The following is a 22821-nucleotide window of genomic DNA, read 5'->3' as shown; positions in this document are numbered from 1 at the left end:
GGCACCGAGGATCACCTCAACGCCCACCGGCCCGCGGGGGCTCTGTCAGGAGCTCCTGCGCTGGGCGGCACGCCCAGGGCTGTCCGCCCCTCGAACGACGCGGCGGTTCTCGCCGACCTGCCTGTCAGCGCTGTGGATGCGGTTGTGCCAATACGGATAAGGGACCGGCGGACTGGTGACTTCGTCGAGTCTCGCTGCCTCGGAGGCGGTCATCTCCCACTGCGCTGCGCCCAGGTTGTCGATCAGCTGCTTCTCGGTGCGAGCGCCCAAAACCACGCTGCTCACGGAGGGGCGGGCGATCAGCCAGTTGATCGCCACCTGCGCTACCGAGCACCCTCGTTCCTCGGCGATGGCGGAAGCGACGTCGAGGACCGCGAAGTTGCGGTCATCGTCCACAGGGACGGTGTCGCCGAAGCCACGGGACCGCCTCGAGTCCTCGGGCACCGCCTTGCCGCGGCCGAACTTGCCGGACAGCAGGCCGCCCGACAACGGACTCCACACCACGTGCCCCACGCCGGCGTCGAGAGCGCTCGGCACCAGCTCGAACTCGATGTCACGGCACAGCAGTGAGTAGTGGACCTGGTTGCACACGAACCGTTCCCATCCGCGGGCGTCCGAGATGCTGGATGCCTTGGTCACCATCCAGGCCGGGAAGTTCGAGACTCCCAGGTAGCGAACCTTGCCGCTTCGCACGAGGTCGTCCAACGCCCTGATGGTCTCCTCCAGAGGGGTCGACAGGTCGATCTGATGCAGGTGGAGCAGGTCGATGTGCTCGACGTCCAACCTCTTCAGGCTTGCCTCGCAGGCACGCATGACGTGATGACGCGAGAGTCCGCCGTCATTGGGGCCGTCGCCCATCGGGTACCTCAGCTTGGTCGAGACGATGGCCTCGTCGCGGCGAGCTCCCAGCGCCTTGCCCAGGATCTCCTCCGACGCGCCTGACGAGTAGAAGTCCGCTGTGTCGAACAGGTTGACCCCGGCGTCGAGGGCAAGGCGAACCAGTCGTGTCGCCTCGTCGACCTGCAGCGTACCGAGCTTTCCGAAGTAGTCATCGGTCCCGCCGAACGTCATGGTCCCGAGGGCCAAGGAGGAGACCTGCAGTCCCGAAGCGCCCAGGTAGTTCATTCTCATGGGTGGCTACTCGTCTCTTGAGGAGTTGTCATGTCGAAGTCGGCCGATGCCGCGCCGGTTGATCCGGCGAGGCGGGCTCGGTGGGAAGCTGTCGCACTCCAGCACTGGGCGAGCTGCTCCGCAGCCGCGTTCTTGAGTGCATGGAAGTCGGTGTTGCAGCAGATGACACGGTGGCCGGACGCGAGGGCAGAACCCACCTCGGCGGCGCCTCCCGTGACGGGGATGACTGGAATCGAGCGCTTCCGGCCGGCGTCCTCGACGACGCGGAGGGCGTCGATGACATCCTGGGGGACCGCGTTGGAGACCGAGGGACCGTAGCTGAGGCGGTGACCCATGGAGCGTGCGAGGTCGATGTGGCCAGGCATGATCGCGTCGATCCCTTCCACGTCGAGGATCGCGTCGATGTTGGTGATCGCGTCGATGTGCTCGATCTGGACCACGCACGCCACATCGTCGTCGGCGCCGTCGGGATAGGCCTCACCGCGCACCAGGATGTTCCGGACCGCTCCCATGCTGCGACGCCCCGTGGGGGGATAGCGGCATGCCGACACCGCCTGCGCAGCCGCCTCCGGCGAGTTCACCAGGGGGACGACCACGCCGTCGACGCCGAGATCGAGAACCCAGCCGATCTGGTCGGGGCGGTCGGGTAGTACCCGAGCCAGGGGGCTGCACGGCGTGTCGACGCAGGCCGCGACAGTCGACTGGATCTGACGAAGGTCGAAGGGCGAGTGCTGGACGTCGAGAACCAGGAACTGGTAGCCCAGGCGCGCGAGCAGCATCGCGCTCATGGAGCTGTCCAGCATCCCGAAGGTTCCGAATCCGGTCTCGCCGGAGTTCAGCAACGACCTGAACGGATTGGCTGCGAGGCGACCAGATGGGTCAGGCAGGCCGCTTCCGGGACGGTCTGTCGATGCTTGTCTCATGCTGGTCCTTCTCGATGTGGGGCGTGGGGTTGGTGGACGCGCAGGTCAGGACCTCTTGGATGAGCAAGGCCAACCGGAGATCCAGGAGGTGGTCGGTGTCGTCCAAGGCCCCGTTGGTCAGCTGCGCGATGCGCTCCAACCTGTTGTTCACGGTGTTGGGGTGGACCTCGAGCACCTTCGCTGCTCGAGAGGTGCTTCGGCCGTTCGCCAGGTAGCAGCGCAAGGTCGGGATCAGTGCGTCGGATGCGCGATGGCCCTGCTCCTGCAGTGGCAGCAGCAAGCGCCGGCTGAACTCGATGGCTTCGTCCGAGACTCCTGGCAGCAGCACCTGCAGGGTCCCCAGATCGCCGAGATAGGCCATGGTTCCGTAGAGTTCCCGCGCTTGCCGGATCCTCAAGGCTGACTTGAGGGTGCGGAAGCTCGACGCCAGCTGTGCAGGGCCTTTGCATACCGGTCCCACCACCGCGGACACCGATGAGCTGCCGAACTTCCGTCTGAGCACCGAGTACAGGGTCTCCGGTAGACCAGCGTGGTCAGGTGACTCCGGGACGAGAACGACCGTGGTGTCGGTCCCGTAGGAAGCGATCATCTGGGGTCGTGCCTCGGGGGCTATGGATCGCGCGATCTGCGCGATCCGTCGAGATGAGGTCGGTGTGGGGTCGTCGGCTCGCAGCACGACCAGGCGGCTGGGGACGTCGAGCCGGTACCCGAATCGAAGCGCCCGATCGGCGAGCCCCTCAAGGTCTGTGACGCGATCGGTCGTGAGGATCTCGTTCAGGAGGTCCGACATGTGCCGGTCGTTCGCTTCCTCGAGGGACTGGGCACGTTGGATCTCCAGGGCGACCACCAGTCCGGCGGACTCGAGCGCCACCCGGGACTCTTCGTCCAAGGGGTGCTCCACATAGAGGGAGGAGACCTGCGTGCCGTCGAGGGGAAGCCTCACGGTGTTCGCGCTCGGCTCGGTCTCCTCGGAGAGGCTGATAGGAAACCCGAGCTCAGCTTGCACGGCCGCAACGATGTCGCTGACCGTCCCGCCCTGCAGCGCGAGCTCGATGAGTGTGGTGTGGAGCTCCTGTCGTCTGCTGAGCATGGCCAAGGTGCGGCTGAGCTCCTCGATGCTCTGTGCCTGGCCGCGACGCAGCTGGAACGACTGCAGTGCCAGGGCGGCGTGGTCGGCGATGAGCTCGCTCAGCTCGCGTTGAGGACTGGTGAGATGACCGACTGCGTCGTTGTAGAAGGCGATGGTGCCCAGCGCTTCGTTGCCTGTCACGAGTGGCACGGCGAACATCGCGTTGAAGCCCTCCGACTCGGCCCACTCTCGCCATGGCGCGAAACTGTTCGACGTCCGCACGTCTGGCAGCGAGATGGCGCGACGCTCGCGGAAGACCCTGCTCGACGGCGCTACGTCGAAACCAGAGTCTTCGGGAAAGATCTGGATCCCCGGGCCACCGTTGACCTGCTCGAGGAAGTCAGGTGACAGCCCCGCGCCGCCGACCGCTCGAAGGGTGTTGCGGTCGTGGTCCGCGACAAGGACCACGGCGCGGTCCACGCCGACCAGTTGTGTGCACGTCCTCGCGATGAGATCGCCCACGTCCCGCTCGCTGCGGTCGTCGTTGACGGCTCGGGTGATGTTCGCCAGTGCCTCGATCCACTGCCGGTAGGACGAACCCCCTGCCAGGTACGGCGAACCCGTCGGCAAACCGGTCGGATCCATGGCCTTCCTCTCTGGACAGACGCGAAACCGCTGATGTGGTTGCTCAGCATCTTCATCCATTGCGTTGCCGACCACCATGTGGGGGCACCCACTAAGAAGCATCGACTTTGTGTGGGCACACATCGGAATGGCGGCTCGACCGCTGGATGCTCCGGTATGTGATCGAGAAATCTCATCGAGACCCAGGCGCTGGCCGACGCGCCGTGGTCGTGGGTGGCTCACTGGCCGGTCTCCATGCCGCAGCCCTGCTGCGCAGCGACGGCTGGGACGTGCATGTGTACGAACGGTCCGCCGAGCTGCTCGACGGCGCGGGGGCGGGGATCATCGCTCACCCGGCGACCCTGCGGTTCCTGACCGATGTCGAGGGTGTCCCCGCGTCGTCGATCTGTTGTCGCGCGACCGCGATCCGCACTTACGGTCCCGACGGTGCGTCGGTCGCCGAACCGTCCCGCGGCTATCTGACGACGAGTTGGACGGCGCTCTACCGCTCACTCCTCGCCTCGGTCGGTCACGACCGATACCACCTTGGTCACGAGCTCGTCGGATTCGACCCCGGACCCGACTCGGTCAGTGTCAGCTTCGCGTCAGGCCACACGACTCGAGCGGACCTCGTCGTGGCCGCCGACGGCATCGCGTCGGCCGCACGGCGCCTCCTGAAGGCGGAGACCACTCGGGAGTACTCGGGATACGTCGGATGGCGAGGGATCGTGGATCCGTCCCTGCTCGACCCGAGGGTGGCCTCGAGGCTCAGCCAAGCGATCTCGTTCGGCAGCAGCAGCGACGGGCACATCGTGGCGTATCCGATTCCCAAGAGTGGCGACGCGCGTCAGGTGATGCTCAACTTCGTCTGGTACCGCAACGTGGAGGTCGGCAGCGAGCTCGATGAGCTGATGACCGACGCTGGCGGCGTACGCCGTGACGTGTCCCTTCGCGATCCGCAGCCAAGCGCACTCGCTGAGATGCGCGCTTCGGCCGTGGAACTCGGACCGGATCTCGCCAACCTGGTCGCCTCCACGCCGAAGCCGTTCCTGCAGACCGTCTTCGACCAGTTCACGGATCACATGGCTTTCGGCCGGATCGCGCTGATCGGCGACGCAGCGAGCGTCGCTCGCCCCCACGCCGCGGCCGGCACCGCCAAGGCGGCGGAGAACGGTCGGATGCTGGCCGTGGCGCTGCGCGAGAGCGATGACAACGTGCCTGCCGCCCTGAGCCGGTGGGAACCGGATCAACTCGAGCTCGGGCAGCAGCTGATCAAGCGTTCCAAGGCTCTTGGCGAGTCGGCTCAGGCAGCACGCACGTGGCCCACGCGCGACCCCGCATCGGAGTTCGGCCTGTATGGACCGGGGCGCTGAGCGCTCCCACCCCGACAACTCTCTGGGCACCGTCGGTGCCCGGAGCACCTCATCAAAGGAAGTTGAGCAAACCGTGCTGAAGAACAAAGTCGTTGTCGTGACCGGCGCTGCGCGTGGCCTCGGAGAGGGCGTCGCGAGGACCTGTCATTCGATGGGTGCCCGTGTCATTCTCACCGACCTCTCTCTGGACGATGCGGTGGCGACCGCCGGGTCCATCGGGCCCGACGTCACGCCGCGCCGCCTGGACGTCACTGATGCGGCATCGTGGCGGGAACTCGAGGAATGGTTGGGCTCTCACATCGGCAGCCCCGATGTGCTCGTCAACAACGCGGGCCTGCTGGTTCTGGGCGCCGTCGACTCCATCTCGGCTGATGCACTGCGACGGATGAACGAGGTGAACGTCATCGGTCCGTTGCTCGGCATCCAGATGTTCGTGCGGATGAATCAAGCCGAGCCGGAGCCCCGGCCGGGATCGATCATCAACATCTCATCGGTCCGAGGGCTTGCCGGCGGCCACTCCTTCGCCGGGTACTGCGCCTCGAAGTTCGGCGTCCGGGGCCTGACCAAGGCCGCGGCCGTCGAGTTGGGGACGCTCGGTATCCGCGTGAACTCGGTGTGTCCGGGACCGATCGAGACACCGATGAGCAAGGCGAACCCCGACTTCAAGGACCTTGACTGGAACGCATATCTGGCGAACCTTCCACTCGGTCACATCGGCCAGCCGCACGACATCGGCCACGCGGTGGCTTGGCTGGGATCGGACCGCAGCGCATTCGTCACTGGCATCGACCTGCCGGTCGACGGCGGGCTCACGTCGACGACCTTCAATGTCACCTCGAAGGACGCACCCGGCGCGATCCAGTCCGGCGACGAGGCCCACCGGGACCTGGATGCAGCCAGCGTGACGTGACGGAAAGCCCGGAGACCCGGCACGCCTCCGTGAGGACCTTGATGCGGTGCCAACGCCGTTGGGGGCCCGGCGAGGCGTGGGCGGCGCGGGCCCAAGCGGTACTCGTCGCGACTTCCTTCGCCATGCTTGTGGCCGCCTCCAATGCCGTGAACCCGCTGTTGCCGACCTATCGCGAGGCACTCGGTCTCACCCCCCTCGTCATCTCGATGACCTTCACGCTGTACGTCGCGGCGCTCGTCGTCACGCTGTTCGCCATGGCCCGCCCGCAAGCTGTCCGTCGTGCCGGTGCGGTGTTGCTGACCAGCTTGTTCCTGATCGTCGGGTCAGACCTTCTCCTGGCCGATGCCCAGGAGTGGTCGATCCTCGTCGGCCGGGTCATCGGCGGCGCTGCGGGAGGCCTCGGCACCGGGGCAGCATCCGCCCTCATGGTTGCCGCGGTCGGAGCCAAGGGTCGAGCCATCACAGCAACGGGCAACACCGCCGGTGCCATTGCCGGGGCCGCCGGCTCCCAGTTGCTCGTCAGTCTCCTGTCGGTCGGTGCAGCACCTCGCGCGGTGTTCTTCGGCCACAGCGGCGTCGCCGTACTGCTGATCGTGGGACTGACCGTCGTCCTCGGTCTTCGACGCGAGGACAACCGCTCCGCCTTGGCGGCGACCCCTGCTTCCGCACCGTCCGCGCGAGCCGGTTGTGCCACCCTGCGCTTGTTCGTCCCGGGCATCATCGTCTGGACCTGTGTCAGCCTCGCTGGTGTCTTCAGCGCCACGTTGTTCGACGAGCTCGACATGCAGGTTGCTCGGGCGATCGGCCCGGTGGTCCTGCCCTGCGCCACCGCCGCCGTCCAGCTCGGAGCCCCCGCGGTACTGCGACTCGCGCCGCGTTCGAGCGGGATGCTGGCCACGGCCGGCGGAATCGTGGTCATTCTCGTCGGCGCCTGGTTCCGGTCGGACGTTCTCTCGATTATCGGGTTCGTTGCTCTCGGGGCAGGGGTGGGCACCGGCTACCGGACCGCTCTCGTCGTCTTGACCAAGGGCTCGAGAGCCGCCCGACAGGGGGCACTCGCCTCGTTGTACGCGGCAGCCTGCTACTCGATCGCCGCGGCCGTGGTCACAGCTGTGGGCGTGGTGGGCAACCAGACCGGACTGGTCGCGGCCGTCTGCGGAACTCTCGCCCTTTTCGGGGCGCTGGCGCTCAGCGTCTCGGCATGGGTCCCCCGGGTGAGCGACGCACAGGACGCCCTGACGGTGTATCCGAGAGGTGTGCACGCACACAACGAAGACATGTCGAATTGGGGCCACAGGCAATGAAGTTCAGGCGCATCGTGCCTAGCCTCGACGCGTATGCCGAAGGTGTGCCAACGGCACGGTCCCTCTCCTTATCGGCTCAGCAGGGATGACATGCGAGAACGATGAAAGGTTGAACAAAGTGTCGAACACATTGATCGAGAGCCCCGTCCCAACTGTCGATCTCGACTTCTATGATCCGGACTTTGTGAACGACCCGTACCCGGCTCTCGAGGCTGTCCGGGCGGCTGGTCCCATCGTGCGGCACGCGAAGCTGGGCCACTACCTCATCACCAGCTACCGCGACTGCGCTCGGGCGATGGGGCAGGGGCGGCTGTTCACGTCGGACCACAAGCAGATCGGCACGCTGTTCGGCGGCCCGCCCTTCACCGCCCTGGAGGGCAAGCGTCACGCGGACGTGCGAGGCATCTGGGCCCGCGATTTCCGACGCAAGAACATCGACGAGATCTCGGGCATGATCGCCGGAATCGTCGCGGAGACGACCCGCGACGCCATCGACCGGATGCGCGACGGCGAGGTCGTCGACATCGTCCCGGCTGTGACGCGTCCGATCCCCACACTCGTGATTGCCACCCTGATGGGGATTCCGACGGAGAACTTCGCTGAGTTCATTCGATGGACCGACAACATGACCGGCATCATGGAGGGGCGCGACGACCCCACGCCTCGAGGAAGGCGGCTCGTCGAAGTGGGGATCGAGAGCACCGAGCTCATGAATGCCTTCGTCGCGACGATCATCGAGGAGCGGCGCAGGGAGCCCGGCCAGACCGACCTGGTGAGCAAGATGGTCGAGTCCGACGTGCCGATGACCGAGGCCGAGCTGATCTCCTGGAACACCCAGCTGATCTTCGCCGGCAACGAGACCACCTCGAAGCTCATGGGCAGCTGTCTCGCGGTCCTCGCCCAGCACCCTGAGCAGCGGGCCCAACTGCGCGAGGATCGCACGCTGATCGCCCAGGCCATCGAAGAAGTGCATCGCTACAACAGCGTCAAGATGTGGAACATGCGCTTCGTCCGGGACGAGGACGTCGAGCTGGCGGGCCATGTCGTGCCGGCGGGCGCGTCGGTCATGGCCCTGCAGGGGCTCGGAAATCGCGATCCCGAGCGCTGGGAGAACCCCGACGTATTCGACATTCACCGACCGGTCCAGGCCCACCTCGGATTCGGCATCGGCTCGCACGTCTGCCTGGGCAACAATCTTGCCCGATTCGAGATCGAGACGGTCCTCAATCGCTTCCTGGACGAGGTTCCCGACTGGGAGCTGAGCGAGGTCGACTACGGACTGAACGCGATGATTCGTGGCCCCGTGAAGATGGATGTCTTCGCCGGCCGCTGACTCTTCGCGGATGCAGTGAGCGAACTCGAACAGTCATTCTGTCAATCTTCCAAGTGTAAGTGGGTTTGAGTCATGTTGGTCTCCGTTGAGCTGGAGAAGTGCACCGCATGCGGTGTGTGCGTCCTTGAGTGCCCCGAGGTCTTCGACCAGGACGAAGAAGGCATCGTGGTGCTCCTCGACAGCACCCCGCCCGACGAGCGGGCGGCGGCGGTCGAGGATGCCGCTGAAGGCTGCCCATCGGCGGTCATCAAGGTCAGTGCGTAATGAGCTCGATGGGGACGGTCTCTGCTGAGCCGGAGGCCGTCGTCATCGTCGGTGCCTCGGCAGCCGGGACGGCGACGGCGTCGAAGCTGCGCAGGCTGGGCTACGCCGGCCGCCTGACCATCATCGGCGACGAGGTGGTCCCGTACGACCGTCCACCGCTGTCCAAGCAGTTCCTCGCAGGACAGTGGGCCGAGGACAAGCTCAGGTTGATGAGCCCCGATCAGCTCGAGAGCCTCGATGCTCGATTGCTCCTGGGGACCAGGGCCGTCGGCCTGGACTCCGGTCGCCGGACGATCACCGACGACGCGGGGCGCACCCATCCGTTCGACGCAGCTGTCATCGCCACCGGCGTGCGCCCGCGGATGCTGGACGCGCTGTCAGCCGGCCGGCCGCACGTGCTTCGGACAGTTTCGGATGCCACGGCGCTGCGCGCGCGGTTGCGGCCGGGGACGCGGTTGGCAGTGGTCGGAGGAGGGTTCCTGGGCTTGGAGACCGCGGCGACCGCGCTGGAGTTGGGCGTGGACGTCGTGGTCGTCGAGCCGAGTACCCTCCCCTTGTCCGACCGGCTGGGCCGGACGGCGTCCGCGCGACTGGTCGACCTGCACCGCTCTCGTGGAACCGATTTCCGTCTCGGAGTCTCGGTGGCCGGCTCGTCCAGGGACGAGCAGGGAGTCTGGACGCTGGAGCTGACGGACCATTCGACGGTCACCGCAGAGGACGTGCTCGTGGCGGCGGGTTCGGTTCCGCAGACCGACTGGCTGGCCGGTAGCGGCCTGGACATCAGTAGCGGCGTCAGGTGCGATGCGATGTGTCGAGCTGCGCCGCACGTGTGGGCTGTCGGCGACATTGCGCGCTGGTGGGACGACCGGCATCAAGCCCATATCCGACTGGAACATCGGACCAACGCCATCGAGCAGGCCGATGTCGTGGCGAAGGGGATCTTGGGGGTGCGTCGAGAGGCGTACCGGCCGGTGCCGTTCTTCTGGACTGATCACTTCGATGCCCGCATCCAGCTTGCAGGAACCTACTCCGCCGACCTGACCGAGACGCTGATCGAGATCGACAGTGCGAGGGAGTCCACCATCACGCTCTTCCAGCGTGACGATCGGTTGGCCGCCGTGCTCGGATGGAATGCGCCGAGGGAGATCCAGAAGTACCGACGTCAACTGCTGCTCGAGCAAGCGGACAGGAGCAAGGCAGGTGTATGAGGTGACCTGCCCCGCCTGCGGCGCAGTCTCAGCGGGCGAGGACCGCGACGAACTCTACCTCGAAGCGCGTGCGCACACCTTGGACGAGCATGCCTACGACGTACCGCGTGAGCACGTCGACAACGACGCACGGCTGACCGGCGACTGACGACGGCGCTGGCGTGCCGGACGTCAAATCGACCTGGCACCGACTATCACGCACCCCGACGACGGCGGCTGCAGGTGCTGGTGCTGCGATCGGGGCCGGTCACCGGGGAGCGGTGCCGCCGCTGACCTGGTCGAGACCGACGAGCGAGGCGGGCAGACAGCCTCAAGAGGAAGATCGTCGAGGCCTTCGCTGCGCAACGAGCTGATCGTCGTTGACGAGCTCGGACTCACCACGCTGACGACGCCGGCGCGCAGTGCGTTGCGGTTTCGTGGCCGCGGCCTACGAACGTCGACCCCTGGGGCCAGCTGCGGCCGAGGCACACCGCCGCGGCCAGCATGCTGGATCAGCTCATGCGCCACCGCCACACCGTCGTCTCCTACCGACGAAGCAGGTCTGAGCGATGGGGGAGCCCCGACTCAGGTCCAGCGTCAATCCCCGAGCGAGATCGGCCCCATTCTTCGGGCGTCGCTGACCGATGCTGGTCGGCCGCGAGCATCTCTGTGGCACCCCACAACAACGCTCCGACAGTTTGTAGGGACAGCCGTACCCTCTGGCCCCGCGCGCGCCCAGCATGGGCGCGTATGAAACGAATCACACCTTTGGAGTGTGATGCAGACCCGAGGGGATCCCGTGATGAATACAAGACGAACGCGTGCAATGTCCGGCGGCCTGCTGTGGGTGGCGGCGCTGGTGGTTGCGGGATGCAGTGGGGGAGCGGCGGGTGACGAGGGCGAGTTGAAGATCGGCCACCTCGCCCACCTCACCGGAACAGATGCCGGAGCCTACGGGCTGCCGTTCCAGAAGGGTCTCGACATGGGAGTCGCGGCGGTGAACGACAGTGGTGTACTGGGGGATGTCAAGCTTGTCGTCGACACCCAGGACGTCGGCTCGGAGGTTTCCTCCGCCGTTACCCAGTACAACCAGTTCGTCCAAGACGACATCACGCTACTTGTCAGCCCCAGTTCGACACCGATCCGCATGGCACTCGGACCTTTCCTGAAGAGGGACGGTGCCATGTTGATGAGCTCGACCGTTGGTAGCGAGAGCGCCGAGAAGGTCCCTGGTGTGTTCACGACCAACGACGGCAGCACACCGGACAAGAACTTCGGACGGCTCATCGGAACGAGTCCGGAAATGAGAAGGGCCGTCGTCGTCGTCGACGGCGACAATCCTGCCTTCGCATCCTTGGCAGCGTCCTTCAAGGACGGCTACACGGACGCCGGAGGTCAGGTCGTTGACGAAATCACCATCGCTGCTGGGGACTCCGACTTCGCTCCCGTCATCACGAAGATGAGGGCCCGCAATCCAGATGTTGTCATGTTCTCCACTCTGTCGGAAACCGCTGGCAACATGATGATCCAGATGGATCGGGCCGGTGGATTCGACGACACGCAGTATGCGGGCGCCACGTCTTGGCAGCGGCAAGTCTTCGAGACGGCCGGTCCGGCGGCCGTGGGTGCGCAGTACGCGGTCTATTGGGCGCCCAATCCTGATGGAGATTTCGAGAAGGCATTCACAAAGAAGTATGGTGAGACCCCCACGGCATTCGCCGCGAACGGATATCAGACCGCATGGGTGATCGCTGCAGCCGCTGACCTGGCCCAACAGAACGGCGATGATCTCACGGGCGCCTCGCTCGAGAAGTACATGCCCGAAGTGGCCGGCAGTGCGATTCTCGTCGACAACAGCATCTACCCGAACTGGAAGCTGCGTGACAACAACACCGTCAGTTTCGAGGGCGGCGCGGTCGAGTTCTCCGAGGACGGGTCTCCCGTCCCCGTCCATAGGTGAGATCGGACATGAGTCCTCGCTACGGCCACGACTGTTCGCGGCCCGCGTGTGCGGTCGCTGTGGTGGGCCATGCGCCACGAGGTGTCACGGCCTGGGCCACCTCAGGGCCTGGTGTCCGTGTGCAACTACGCAACCGAGACAGAAAGCCGTATCTGTGAGCAATCTTGTTTTGAATGACGTCCCTACTGTCGACTTCGACCTCTTCAGTCGCGACTTCGTGAACGACCCGTACCCGACCCTGGAGAAGATCCGATCGGCTGGCCGGATCGTCCGGCACGAGGGTATGGGGCACTACCTCCTGACCGGATACCGGGATTGCGCCCGTGCCATGGGTCAAGGCGATCTGTTCAGGGCCGATGTAGAGAATATCGGTATGCTCTTCGGTGGTCCGCCCTTTGCGGGCATGGAGGGTCAGAAGCACAACGAGTTCAAGAGCATCTGGGCGCGCGACCTCCGCCGCAAGAGCATCCTCGACCACGTCGAGGTCATCGCCGATATCGTGCGGAAGGCGACTGCGGAGACGATCGAACGTGCTCGTGCCGGCGAAGTCGTCGACGCAGTGGCCGGATTCACGCGCAATATCCCGACGATCGTCATCGCGCACATGATGGACCTCCCCTCGGAACGGGTCGCTGAGTTCATCGAGTGGACGGACACCATGGGTGGCATCATGGAAGGTCGCGACGACCCTTCTCCGCGAGGACGGGAACTCGTCGCCAACGGCGTCGCAGCGACCGGCCAGATGAACGACTTCGTCAGCACGATCATCGAGGACCGCAAGCTGCACCGTGGTGAGGACCTCGTCAGTCGCCTCGTTCACACCGACGTGCCCATCGCGGAGTCGGAGATGGTCTCTGCCAGTACGCAGCTCGTCTTCGCCGGCAACGAGACCACATCCAAGCTGATGGGCCTGAGCCTGATCGCTCTGGCCAAGCATCCGAAGCAGCGAGAGGAGCTTCGCCGGGACCGGAGCCTCATGCCCCAGGCGATCGAGGAGATCCACCGGTGGACGAGCGTCAAGAACTGGAGCGTTCGCTTCCTGAAGCAGGACGCCGAGATCGGAGGCGTGGAGCTCCCGGCCGGTACGTCCCTCATGGCGATGCAGGCAGCGGCCAACCGCGATCCGGAGCGGTGGGAGAATCCTCAGGTCCTCGACATTCATCGGCCGACTCGAGCACATCTCGGATTCGGCACCGGCCCCCACACCTGCATGGGCCTGAACCTTGCACGACTCGAAGTGGCAACTGTTCTGAACACGTTGCTCGACACGATCCCGGACTGGGAGGTCAGCAAGGTCGATTTCGGGTTGGGACCGATGATCCGCGGACCGATCGAGATCGGGCTCTCATCGCCTTCTGCGCGCAACTGAGACCCGGCCGCGGCGATCGAATAGAGGTGCTGGTGTACGAGATTGAATGTCCTGCGTGTGGAGGTATTGCAGCGGGCGAGGACCTGGAGTGCTTGTATGTGGCTGCGCGCCAGCACACTCTGTCTGATCATGGTTACGATGTGCCTCGTGACCACGTGTTAGCAGACGCTTATACGGTGAAGGACTGATGTCAGTGCCGTTGTGGCCACGATGAATGTCCGGTCCCAATATTGTTGTCGAGCACATAGAGCGCCGGTCCTCGTACGACGCATCATTGCGGTTGATCATGAGTCATCGTGTCGACCGAATGTTCGATCGGCACTTCGCGATGGCGTTGGCGCTGGGTCGGACCACCCTCGCGCACCTCGGGCCCGTGGTGCGCGATCACGCTGTCGGACTTGAGGAGCACCCGACGCCGCCGAGCGGTTCGCGCGGACGTGGAGCGAATGATTGCGAGTCATTGACCGACGAGGATTGAGGACATGACAGTTCGTCTCGAAGACATAACCGGCAAACAGATCACGTGTGCGTTGTCGATAACTTCTGGCAGCCCGATCTCGGTGGAGATCGCGGCGAGTCTCGGATTCCGGGCACTCGTCATCGATGCGGAACACGGACCGGTGAGCCCATACTCACACGAGATGGCCAGCATGGTTCGGGCCGCTGACATAACGGGGACACCGGTTTTCGCGCGTCTGCCCGAAGCGACTCCGGGATGCATCAACAGGACTCTCAATGACGGCGTGTCGGGTGTGATCGTCCCGCGCGTCACGACGGCGGCCGATGCGCAGGCGGCGGCGGACGCGTCGCGCTACCCGGCTGTCGGCAAGCGCGGTGCGGCACCGGTCGTCCGCGCCGCGGGGTACGGCGTGCGCGACTGGAATGCGTACAAGGCCGAATCCACGGATCGTCGTATGGTTCTGTGTCTGCTGGGCAGCGAAACCGCCACGACCAATGCCGAGGAAATTCTCTCGGTGTCTGGCATCGATGGTGTCGTCTTGGACATCGCCACACTCGCTCGGGAGAAGGGCAAGGCGTCGGGAGCGGTGGGCGAATTGATCCATGCGGGCCGAGTTGCGAGCCTGGCGGGCTCTTCGGGCATGACATGCGGTGCGATCGTCCAGTGCGAGGCCGATGCCCGCGAATGGAAATCTGCGGGCTGCAATCTCATCATCGTGGAGAGCGACACCAGTGTTGCGCTTCGTGCGATGACGGATGCCCTGGCGACGTTGAAAGGAGGAGTGGGCGCATGAATCGCCTGCGTGAGAAGTTGGCAGCCGGAGAGGTCGTCTATTCCTGCTACGGCATGCTCGTCGAGCCGGTCTGGGCCGACCTCGTGGGTGCCGCTGGTTTCGACATGCTCGTGCTGGATTGTGAGGAGGTGGCCGGCGACAACTATGGAGCGGGAATCGACCATCTCGTCAGGGCGACCCAGGCGGCCGGAATCTCGAGTTGCGTTCGTGTGGTGGAGAACATCCCGGGAGCGATCAACCGGGCGCTCAACACAGGAACCAATGGCATCTTCGTACCCCACGTTCGGTCAGCGGCCGAAGCGCGCTCGGTGGTCGAGGCGGCGCGCTACGCACCGGTCGGACTCCGGGGCGCGGCGCCGGTCGTCAGGGGAGCGGGCTACGGAACCCGAGACTGGCCGGACTACTACGCCGATGCGGAGGACTCCCTCGTCTTCATCATGGTGGAGGACACGGAGGGCGTCGACAACATCGAAGAGATCGTCAAAGTTCCAGGGATCGACGGTGTCATGGTGGGCACGTGGGATCTGGCGGTCGAGCTCGGCCGCGCGCAGATCGGACCGACGCACCCTGAGGTGAGCGCGCATGTCGATCGCGTCATCGACGCCACGGTGGGAGCCGGGTTGGCGATGGCGGCGCAGGCATGGTCGCCCGAAGCCACGGCGACGTATGCGTCCCGCGGTTGTCAGCTGTTGTTCGTCAGCCTGGACTCGCTGTTCCTGATCAACGGGATGAAATCTGTGCGGAGCCTTGCCGACGACCTGGAAGGTCACCTGGAGCCATGAGTACGGCCAGCGGCCCTGATGCGCCTGCGGGACAGGGGAACGTGTGCGGCGCGCTCATCGGATGCGGCTATATCTCCCCGCGGCACATCCGCGCGTGGGCAAGTGCCACCAACGCGCAACTCGTCGCGGTGTGCGACACCGACGTCGACAAGGCTGCCAAGGCTGCGGAATCCGCCGGCGTCCGCCACGTATTCACCTCCGTCGACGATATGCTCAGTACGCTGGGCGACGATCTGGACTTCGTGGATGTGTGTGTGCCGCCCGAGTACCACCTCGAGGTGGTTGAGAAAGCCGGCGCGCGGGGAGTGCATGTTCTCTGCCAGAAACCCTTGGCCACCACGACAGCGGACTCGCTGAGGATCGCAGAGATCGTTGCCGCCACGGGAATCGTCTTCGCCATCAACGAGATGTGGAAGTGGATCCCCGCGTACGAGCATGTGTGGAAGATGCTGCGGAACGACGTGCTCGGAGACATCGAGTTCGTCAAGTTCACCGGACATTCCAATCTGCTTCTGCCCCGACGTGCCGAGGATCGCTTCGACGCGGTTCCTGACAGACCGAGCGCCGCGAATCGTGATGCGCTGATGCCCAGGTTCTCGCAGATGGAGCGCCTTATCGTTCTCGAGTACGGCGTTCACGTCTTGGACATGCTGCGGGAGTGGTTCGGCGAGCCTGCGGGACTCAGGGCTTCCCTAGGACGGTCGAACCCCGCTCTCATCGGCGACGACTCGGCGTTCATCGAGCTGAAGTACGACTTCGACGCCGAAGTGCTCCTGGACTGGAGTGTGCCCGGGCCCGAGACCCCGGACAACATCGACGGCGAATCGCTCATCATCCGCGCGAGTAATGGGTTGCTGACGGTGTACGCGGGCAAATGGGTCGAATGGCATCCGGCTGATGGTCAGGTGGAGCGCTTCTCCTTTCCGGCGGACACTCGCGACAGTGCGTTTGCGCGAAGCCACCAAGACTTCGCAGATGCAGTCATCGGGCGCACCGAGCCGGCTTCGTCGGTGACCGGCAACCTCGCGACCCAAGGTCTCGTGATGTCCAGTTACGCAAGCGGCGGAACGGGCGACTGGATCGAGAACCCAGCTGCCGCTCTGTTCCGCGCCGACGCCGCCGTGGTCGGGCGGCCGTCACCTGCGTGACCTCACGACTGACCAGGGATCTGTGGGTGTCGCTCGCGCTGGAAGGACCTCGGGAAGCGCTTCGGCGGGGTCGCCGCCGTCGCCGCCCCAGCATCGGGGTCGGCTGGGACGGGGCCGTCTCGGACCAGGTCGGCAGGTACTGGGTGATGGTCCGATCCGGGTACCGGCCCCCGCGGCCGCTCCCACGCAACCGCCCCCGGCGGCCGACCCGGCGCGTTCAAACGCGCCGGGTCGGTGGTCCAGGCGCGTTCAGATGCGCCGGGTCGGCGGTCCAGGCGCGTTCAGATGCGCCGGGTCGATGGGGACCAGATCAGCTGAGGCGCTCCACGATCATCGCCATGCCCTGGCCGCCACCCACGCACATGGTGATCAGGCCCGTGGACTTGTCGTGCCACTGCAGGGAGTTGAGCATCGTGTTCTGCAGGCGGGCGCCGGTCATGCCGAACGGGTGCCCGACGGCGATGGCGCCGCCGTTGACGTTCAGCTTCTCGATCGGGATGCCGAGGTCCTCGGCGGACGGCAGCACCTGGGCGGCGAAGGCCTCGTTGATCTCGGCGAGATCGATGTCGTCGATGGTCATGCCGGCGTACTTCAGCGCGTTCCGGGTCGCTTCGACCGGGCCCAGACCCATGATCTCGGGGGAGAGGCCGGAGACGCCGGTGGACACGATCCGGGCGAGGGGAGTCAGGCCCAGCTCGGCGGCCTTGGTGTCGGACATGATGACGACGGCGGCGGCGCCGTCGTTGAGCGGGCAGCAGTTGCCGGCGGTGACGACGCCGTCGGGGCGGAAGACCGGCTGCAGCTGCGAGATCGCGTCATAGGTGACGCCGGCGCGCGGGCCGTCGTCCTGCGTCACGACGGTGCCGTCGGCGAGGGTGACGGGAGTGATCTCGCGCTCCCAGAAGCCGTCGGCGATGGCCTTCTCGGCGAGGTTCTGCGAGCGGACCGCGAAGTGGTCGAGGTCCTCGCGCTTGAGGCCGCGCAGGCGCGCGACGTTCTCGGCGGTCTGGCCCATCGCGATGTAGATGTCGGGGAGGGCGCCGTCCTCGCGCGGATCGTGCCAGTCCTTGCCGCCCTGGGCGTACTCCTCGGTGCGCTGCTGGGCGTCGACGAAGAGGGGGTTCTTGGTGTTGGGGATGTGGTCGGAGGTCCCGAACTGGAAGCGCGAGACGGTCTCGACGCCGGCCGAGATGAACACGTCGCCCTCGCCGGCCTTGATCGCGTGGAAGGCCATCCGCGAGGTCTGCACCGAGGAGGAGCAGTAGCGGGTGATGGTGGCTCCGGGGATCTCGTAGCCCATCAGCGTGGTGACGACGCGAGCCATGTTGTTGCCGGCCTCGCCGCCGGGCAGGCCGCAGCCGAGGAGGAGGTCGTCGACGTCGTTGGGGTCGAGCGCGGGGATCTTGTCCAGCGCGGCCTGGGCGATGAGCGCCGTCAGGTCGTCGGGACGGAAGTCCTTGAGCGATCCCTTGTTGGCCCGTCCGATCGGCGTACGAGCGGCGGAAACGATCACGGCCTCGGGCATGGAGACTCCTTGATGCGGGATGAGGTGCGGAACGCGCACAGCGTAGTCTGCGCCGCGTGCGGCATCGCTACGACTGCCCCCTGCGCTGGGGTGACATCGACCAGCTGAACCACGTCAACAACGTGAAGTACGTCGACTACCTCCAAGAGGCGCGGGGCGCGCTCCTTCACGCCTGCCGGACGGCCGCGGGGGTCGAACACCACCACAACGTCGCCTACGTCGTACGCCGCCACGAGGTCACCTTCCGGGCGCCGCTGCGCTTCCATTTCCAGTCGGTGTCCATCGAGTCCTGGGTGAGCGAGATCCGCGCCGCCAGCTTCACCCTCGACCACGAGGTGTTCGAGGAGCAGCCCGACGGCACCCGCACGGTCTACCTGCGCGCGCGCACCGTGCTGGCGCCCTTCGTCCTGGAGACCGGGCTGCCGCGCCGCCTCGACGACCAGGAGCGCAACGCCCTCGCGCCGTACGCCGAGCTCGGGGACCGGCGCTCGCGCCCGGTGCTGGTGACCGTGCCGCGCGACCGGGCGGCGCACTATCCGGTGCAGGTCCGCTTCTCCGACCTCGACGTCTACCGCCACGTCAACAACGTCAAGTACTTCGAGTACTTCCAGGAAGCCCGGATCGCCTCCCTCGGCCGACTGCGGCAGGGGCTGCGCGACTTCCCCCGGATCGCGAGCGTGATCGCCCAGGCCGATGTCGAGTACGTCGCCCCGATCACCCTGCGGCCCCAGTCGTACGACGCCTGGTCGGTGATCCCGCGGATCGGCACCCGGTCGATGGTCATCGACTCGGAGATCACCGACGGCACCGGCGCCGCCGCCGAGGGCACGGTGCTGGCCCGCTCGACGGTGACCCTCGTCTTCTTCGACGTCGAGACCCAGCGCTCGGTGACGCCCCCGCCGGGCTTCCGGGAGGCGCTCGTCGACGCCCTCGGCGACATGGTCGTGGGCTGAGCCTGGCCCAGGCGGCGTCACCAGCCCGGCGGCAGCCGGGTGAAGTCGGGCTCGCGCCCCTCGGCGAACGCGGCCAGCGCCTCGAGGTTGGCCGGTCCGCCCATCAGCTCGGCGAAGGCGGCGTTCTCGCGGTCGCGGGCGGCCCGGATCGCGGCGCGGTGCGGCTCGGTCATGGTCCGCTTGACCGCGACGAGCGACGAGATCGGCTTGGCGGCGAGCACCTCGGCGTGCCGGCGCGCCGTCGGCATCAGGTCCGCGGGTGCGCACACCTGTTTGACCAGTCCCATCTCCCGGGCCTCGGTCGCACTGATCCAGGACGAGGACAGCAGCGTCCAGGCCGCGTTCTGGCGGCCGACCAGCGCTGGGAACAGGTACGACGACGCGGCCTCGGGCGCGACCCCGAGTGAGGTGAACGGGCACTTGAGCCGGGAGTCGTCCGCCATGAAGCCGAGGTCGGCGAACCCGAGGATCGTCGCCCCGATGCCCAGGCCGAGCCCGTTGACGGCCACGACGAGCGGCTTCGGGAAGTCCACCAGCGCATCGACGAGGCCGATGAAGCCGTGTGCGCCCCGGGGGAAGTCGGGGTTCGTCGCCAGCTGGTGCATCTCCAGCAGGTCGGTGCCGGCGCTGAAGGCGCGGCCGGCTCCGGTCAGGAGTACGACGGCGACCTCGGGATCGGCGGCCGCGGCGAGAAGTGCCTCCGCCGTGGCGTCGTACAGCTCCTCGTTGAAGGCGTTCAGCGCCTCGGGGCGGTCGAGGGTCAGGGTGCGGACCCGGTGCTCGTCGGACACCTGCAACGTCATGCGCCCAGGATAGAACCTGTTCTATTCGGTGCCCGGGGAGGCCGGAGGCGGGTCGCCGAGCCGGGCCCGCAGCCGTTTGAGGCCGCGGTGGCGGGCGACCCGGACGGCGACCGCCGTCATGCCGAGGGCCGCGGCCGTCTGGCCGACGTCGAGGTCGAGCACCTCGGTGCAGGCCACGACGTCGCGCTCCCGCGGCGGCAGCGCCGCCAGGGCGTGCCGGATCCACTCGTCGGACAGCAGGCCGGTCTCGGGATCCGCGACCGTCCGCTCGGCGTCGGCGGCCAGGGTGTCGAGCCCCTTGATCCGGGTGGCCGTGCGCCGGGACGCGTTCGCGGCATGCTTGCGGGCGATGCCGAACAGCCACCCGCCGAAGTCCGACGAGCTCCCGGTGAAGTCGGCGATCCGTTCGGCGGCGACCAGCCAGGCCGCGGCCGCGAGGTCGTCCGGGGCCTCCCCGCCGGGGGTGGCGCGTGCCTCCAGCCACAGCAGCAGCCGGCCGGCGTGGGCGCGATAGAGCTCGCGCCACGCGGTGGCGTCACCGCGCTTCGCGGCAGTGACGAGCTCGTCGTCGGCCCGCACCGGACGTGTCCCCACCTCTGTTGTCCTGGCGTGGTCCGGACCTCTGCCCGGGCCACGCGTCCCATTGTCCCGCCTGCGAGCCGGAAGCGGGACATTTGCCGTCGGTCAGTGCGTCGGACGCTGCTGGTCGCCCTGGTCCTGGTCGCCCGACGGCCCGGTGCCGTCGTCGCCGTCCTGGTCTCCCGAGCCGTTCGACCCGGGCGGACCGTCCTGCCGGACACCTTCCCCGGGGTCGCGGTCGTGGCCCTTCGCCTTGCCGCGCGACTTGTCCTTGTCGTGGCCCTTGGCCTTGCCCTTGCCCGGGGCGCCGTCGGAGGAGCGCGGCCCGTTGCCCTGCCCCTTGCCCTGGCCGCCGCCCTGGCCCTGACCCTGGCCGTCCTGGCCGTTCGAGCCGCCGGGGCCGCCCTGGCTGCCCGGGCCCTTCTCCCCGCCGGCGCCGTCCGGATCGGTGGCGTGCTCGGGCGGGGAGGACGTGGAGGTGCCCGACAGCCCCGGGGACAAGGGGCTGCCGGGCGTGGCTACGTCGGAGTGTGGGGTTCCGACGTCGCCGGGACCCGGCGTACCGGCCGGTCCGATCCGGGACGGGCTGTCGGCGGGGGAGTGTGGGCTCCCGCCGCCGGTGGGAATGCCCGCTGCCCAGGTGGCGGTCGCGATGACGGCGACGAAGCCGGTCGCGACGACCACACGGAGTCCGGCCGACCGGGTCGATCGGGGACTGGCCGCCTGCGAGCCCGCACTGAGATGAGTGAGCATGCCGAGGAACGCCGGGTCCGGCTCCAGCGTCGGTACGTCGACGCGGAGGCGCTCGGTCGGGCGCTGCTGGGTCATGGCCTGCTCTGCTGGTGCGGGGGGATGCGGCGGCGAGGACGGTCCGCTCCCGGACAGGGGACCGCTCTCAACCGGAACATGTCGCCGCGACGGCGGGGTGTTACATCCGCGCGGGAAAATCTCAGCCGGGGGTGTTCACCATGAAGGTGGCGGCGTGGGTGACGTACTCCCAGAAGCGGGCGTCCTGCTCCGGGGTGAGGTCGACGCTGTCGAGTCCGGCGCGGAAGTGCGTCAGCCAGCGGTCCCGCGCGTCGGCGTTCACCGCGAAGGGGGCGTGGCGCATCCGCAGCCGCGGGTGCCCGCGGGTCGCGGAGTAGGTGGTCGGGCCGCCCCAGTACTGCACGAGGAAGAGCAGGAACCGCTCCTTGGCCGGGCCGAGGTCCTCCTCGGGGTACATCGGGCGGAGCACCTCGTCGGCGGCCACGCCCTCGTAGAACCTCGCCACGATCCGCCGGAAGGTCTCGAACCCGCCGATCTCCTCGTAGAAGCTCGTCTCCTCGCTCATGGGGGTGCTCACCCGGCCATCATCCCTCGCGCTCCGCGGCGGTGGCAGCGGGGTCCTGCTCGCCGAGGTGCCGGCGGTCCTCGCGGTGCCACACGACCCGCTGCGCGAAGGGGATCTCGATGCCCTCGTGGTCGAAGCGCGCCTTGATCCGCTGCCGCAGGGCCCGGGCCACGGCCCACTGCTCGAGCGGAGCGGTCTTGACCATCACCCGCAGGGTCACCGAGTCGGGGGCGAGCATCTCGACACCGGTCACCTCCGGCTCCTCGATGATCACCTGACGGAACTCGTCGTCCTCCCACAGGTCGTGGGCGACCTCCCGCAGCACACGCTGCACCCGGGCCAGGTCCTCGGCGTACCCGACGCCGACGTCGACGACCGCGCGCGACCAGTTCTGGCTCTTGTTGCCGACCCGGACGATCTCGCCGTTGGGGACGTACCAGACCGTGCCGTTGATGTCGCGCAGCCGGGTCATCCGCAGCGTGACCAGCTCGACGGTGCCGTTGGCGTCGCCCACGTCGACCACGTCGCCGACGCCGTACTGGTCCTCGATGAAGATGAAGATGCCCGCCAGGAAGTCCTTGACCAGCGACTGCGCGCCGAAGCCGAGCGCGATGCCGATGATGCCCGCGCTGGCGATGATCGGGGCGATGTCGACCCCGACCTCGCTGAGCACCATGGTGCCGACGATCGCGACGATGACGAACGTGATGATGCTCTTCAGGACACCGCTCATGGTCGCCGCCCGCTGCTTGCGCCGGGCGGCGACCGCGCTCTCCACCCGCTCGGGCAGCACACCCCGCTCGGCCCGCCGGGCGACCCGGTCGACGACCCGGTGCAGCAGCCAGCGGATGACCAGGCCGAGCAGGATCAGGCCGACGATGGCGAGCGGTGTCCCGATCAGGACGTCGGACCACTCGGACAGGCGGCGGTTCCCGGTCACGTCCCAGGTCAGGTCGCAGACGGTCTCTCCATCGGCGCAGGGGCTCTCCATCCGCCCA

Annotated in this window: 22 protein-coding genes; 13 read left to right on the top strand and 9 right to left on the bottom strand. The window is 67.0% G+C overall.

Annotated elements, in window-relative coordinates:
• Positions 1-45: 45 nt before the first annotated feature.
• The 3 genes from QJ852_19415 to QJ852_19405 are packed head-to-tail and all read right to left on the bottom strand — an operon-like array spanning position 46 to position 3846.
• On the bottom strand, positions 46-1131 hold the full coding sequence (locus tag QJ852_19415; GenBank protein ID WGX95318.1) for an aldo/keto reductase: 1086 nt from the start codon (positions 1129-1131) through the stop codon (positions 46-48).
• Positions 1128-2054, bottom strand: coding sequence for an aldolase/citrate lyase family protein (locus QJ852_19410; protein ID WGX95317.1), 927 nt, complete (start codon positions 2052-2054; stop codon positions 1128-1130). The genes QJ852_19415 and QJ852_19410 overlap by 4 nt, the downstream gene beginning before the upstream one ends.
• Positions 2011-3846 (bottom strand): helix-turn-helix domain-containing protein, encoded by a 1836-nt coding sequence (locus tag QJ852_19405; protein WGX95316.1) that lies wholly within the window; start codon positions 3844-3846, stop codon positions 2011-2013. The genes QJ852_19410 and QJ852_19405 overlap by 44 nt, the downstream gene beginning before the upstream one ends.
• A gap of 68 nt (positions 3847-3914) precedes the next feature.
• On the opposite strand from QJ852_19405, the gene QJ852_19400 reads away from it, so the two are divergent.
• The 12 genes from QJ852_19400 (at position 3915) to QJ852_19345 (ending at position 16630) form a co-directional block, all read left to right on the top strand.
• On the top strand, positions 3915-5120 hold the full coding sequence (locus QJ852_19400; GenBank protein ID WGX95315.1) for a 2,6-dihydroxypyridine 3-hydroxylase: 1206 nt from the start codon (positions 3915-3917) through the stop codon (positions 5118-5120).
• Between the two features lie 73 nt (positions 5121-5193).
• On the top strand, positions 5194-6030 hold the full coding sequence (locus QJ852_19395; GenBank protein WGX95314.1) for an SDR family NAD(P)-dependent oxidoreductase: 837 nt from the start codon (positions 5194-5196) through the stop codon (positions 6028-6030).
• A 122-nt stretch (positions 6031-6152) separates the two neighbouring features.
• Complete coding sequence (locus QJ852_19390) at positions 6153-7334, top strand: MFS transporter (GenBank protein WGX95313.1); 1182 nt, start codon at positions 6153-6155, stop codon at positions 7332-7334.
• Positions 7335-7452: 118 nt separating this feature from the next.
• A complete protein-coding gene (locus QJ852_19385) occupies positions 7453-8667 on the top strand; it encodes a cytochrome P450 (protein ID WGX95312.1) in 1215 nt (404 codons plus the stop codon).
• Positions 8668-8739: 72 nt separating this feature from the next.
• Positions 8740-8931: a ferredoxin gene (locus tag QJ852_19380; GenBank protein ID WGX95311.1), complete on the top strand. Its 192-nt coding sequence runs from the start codon at positions 8740-8742 to the stop codon at positions 8929-8931.
• Entirely contained in the window at positions 8931-10139 is a 1209-nt protein-coding gene (locus tag QJ852_19375) for an FAD-dependent oxidoreductase (protein ID WGX95310.1), read from the top strand. The genes QJ852_19380 and QJ852_19375 overlap by 1 nt, the downstream gene beginning before the upstream one ends.
• Positions 10132-10287, top strand: coding sequence for a hypothetical protein (locus QJ852_19370; protein WGX95309.1), 156 nt, complete (start codon positions 10132-10134; stop codon positions 10285-10287). The genes QJ852_19375 and QJ852_19370 overlap by 8 nt, the downstream gene beginning before the upstream one ends.
• Before the next feature lie 657 nt (positions 10288-10944).
• On the top strand, positions 10945-12078 hold the full coding sequence (locus QJ852_19365; protein ID WGX95308.1) for an ABC transporter substrate-binding protein: 1134 nt from the start codon (positions 10945-10947) through the stop codon (positions 12076-12078).
• 154 nt (positions 12079-12232) lie between these two features.
• On the top strand, positions 12233-13447 hold the full coding sequence (locus QJ852_19360) for a cytochrome P450 (GenBank protein ID WGX95307.1): 1215 nt from the start codon (positions 12233-12235) through the stop codon (positions 13445-13447).
• A gap of 482 nt (positions 13448-13929) precedes the next feature.
• The gene (locus tag QJ852_19355) at positions 13930-14700 is read left to right on the top strand and encodes an aldolase/citrate lyase family protein (protein ID WGX95306.1); all 771 of its coding nucleotides are present in this window, start codon (positions 13930-13932) and stop codon (positions 14698-14700) included.
• A complete protein-coding gene (locus QJ852_19350; GenBank protein WGX95305.1) occupies positions 14697-15482 on the top strand; it encodes an aldolase/citrate lyase family protein in 786 nt (261 codons plus the stop codon). The genes QJ852_19355 and QJ852_19350 overlap by 4 nt, the downstream gene beginning before the upstream one ends.
• Positions 15479-16630 (top strand): Gfo/Idh/MocA family oxidoreductase, encoded by a 1152-nt coding sequence (locus tag QJ852_19345; GenBank protein WGX95304.1) that lies wholly within the window; start codon positions 15479-15481, stop codon positions 16628-16630. Before QJ852_19350 ends, QJ852_19345 begins: the two co-directional genes overlap by 4 nt.
• A 310-nt stretch (positions 16631-16940) precedes the next feature.
• On the opposite strand, the gene QJ852_19340 is transcribed toward QJ852_19345, so the two are convergent.
• Positions 16941-18155 carry an acetyl-CoA C-acetyltransferase gene (locus tag QJ852_19340; protein WGX95303.1) on the bottom strand — a complete coding sequence of 405 codons (1215 nt, stop codon included), beginning with the start codon at positions 18153-18155 and terminating at the stop codon, positions 16941-16943.
• 56 nt (positions 18156-18211) lie between these two features.
• Here QJ852_19340 and QJ852_19335 point away from each other — a divergent pair, with 56 nt between their 5' ends.
• The gene (locus tag QJ852_19335; protein ID WGX95302.1) at positions 18212-19108 is read left to right on the top strand and encodes a thioesterase family protein; all 897 of its coding nucleotides are present in this window, start codon (positions 18212-18214) and stop codon (positions 19106-19108) included.
• A 17-nt stretch (positions 19109-19125) separates the two neighbouring features.
• Here QJ852_19335 and QJ852_19330 read toward each other — a convergent pair whose 3' ends face one another.
• From QJ852_19330 to QJ852_19310, 5 genes are all read right to left on the bottom strand, one after another.
• Positions 19126-19911 carry an enoyl-CoA hydratase-related protein gene (locus QJ852_19330; GenBank protein ID WGX95301.1) on the bottom strand — a complete coding sequence of 262 codons (786 nt, stop codon included), beginning with the start codon at positions 19909-19911 and terminating at the stop codon, positions 19126-19128.
• Positions 19912-19932: 21 nt separating this feature from the next.
• Complete coding sequence (locus QJ852_19325; protein ID WGX95300.1) at positions 19933-20505, bottom strand: sigma-70 family RNA polymerase sigma factor; 573 nt, start codon at positions 20503-20505, stop codon at positions 19933-19935.
• A gap of 90 nt (positions 20506-20595) precedes the next feature.
• The gene (locus tag QJ852_19320; GenBank protein WGX95299.1) at positions 20596-21318 is read right to left on the bottom strand and encodes a hypothetical protein; all 723 of its coding nucleotides are present in this window, start codon (positions 21316-21318) and stop codon (positions 20596-20598) included.
• A gap of 121 nt (positions 21319-21439) precedes the next feature.
• On the bottom strand, positions 21440-21823 hold the full coding sequence (locus QJ852_19315; protein WGX99481.1) for a globin: 384 nt from the start codon (positions 21821-21823) through the stop codon (positions 21440-21442).
• A 19-nt stretch (positions 21824-21842) separates the two neighbouring features.
• Positions 21843-22814 carry a mechanosensitive ion channel family protein gene (locus tag QJ852_19310; protein ID WGX95298.1) on the bottom strand — a complete coding sequence of 324 codons (972 nt, stop codon included), beginning with the start codon at positions 22812-22814 and terminating at the stop codon, positions 21843-21845.
• Positions 22815-22821 lie beyond the last annotated feature (7 nt).

This window comes from Nocardioides sp. L-11A (genome assembly GCA_029961745.1).
Classification (GTDB): Bacteria; Actinomycetota; Actinomycetes; order Propionibacteriales; family Nocardioidaceae; genus Nocardioides.
This window is presented reverse-complemented; position numbering and strand designations above follow the sequence as displayed.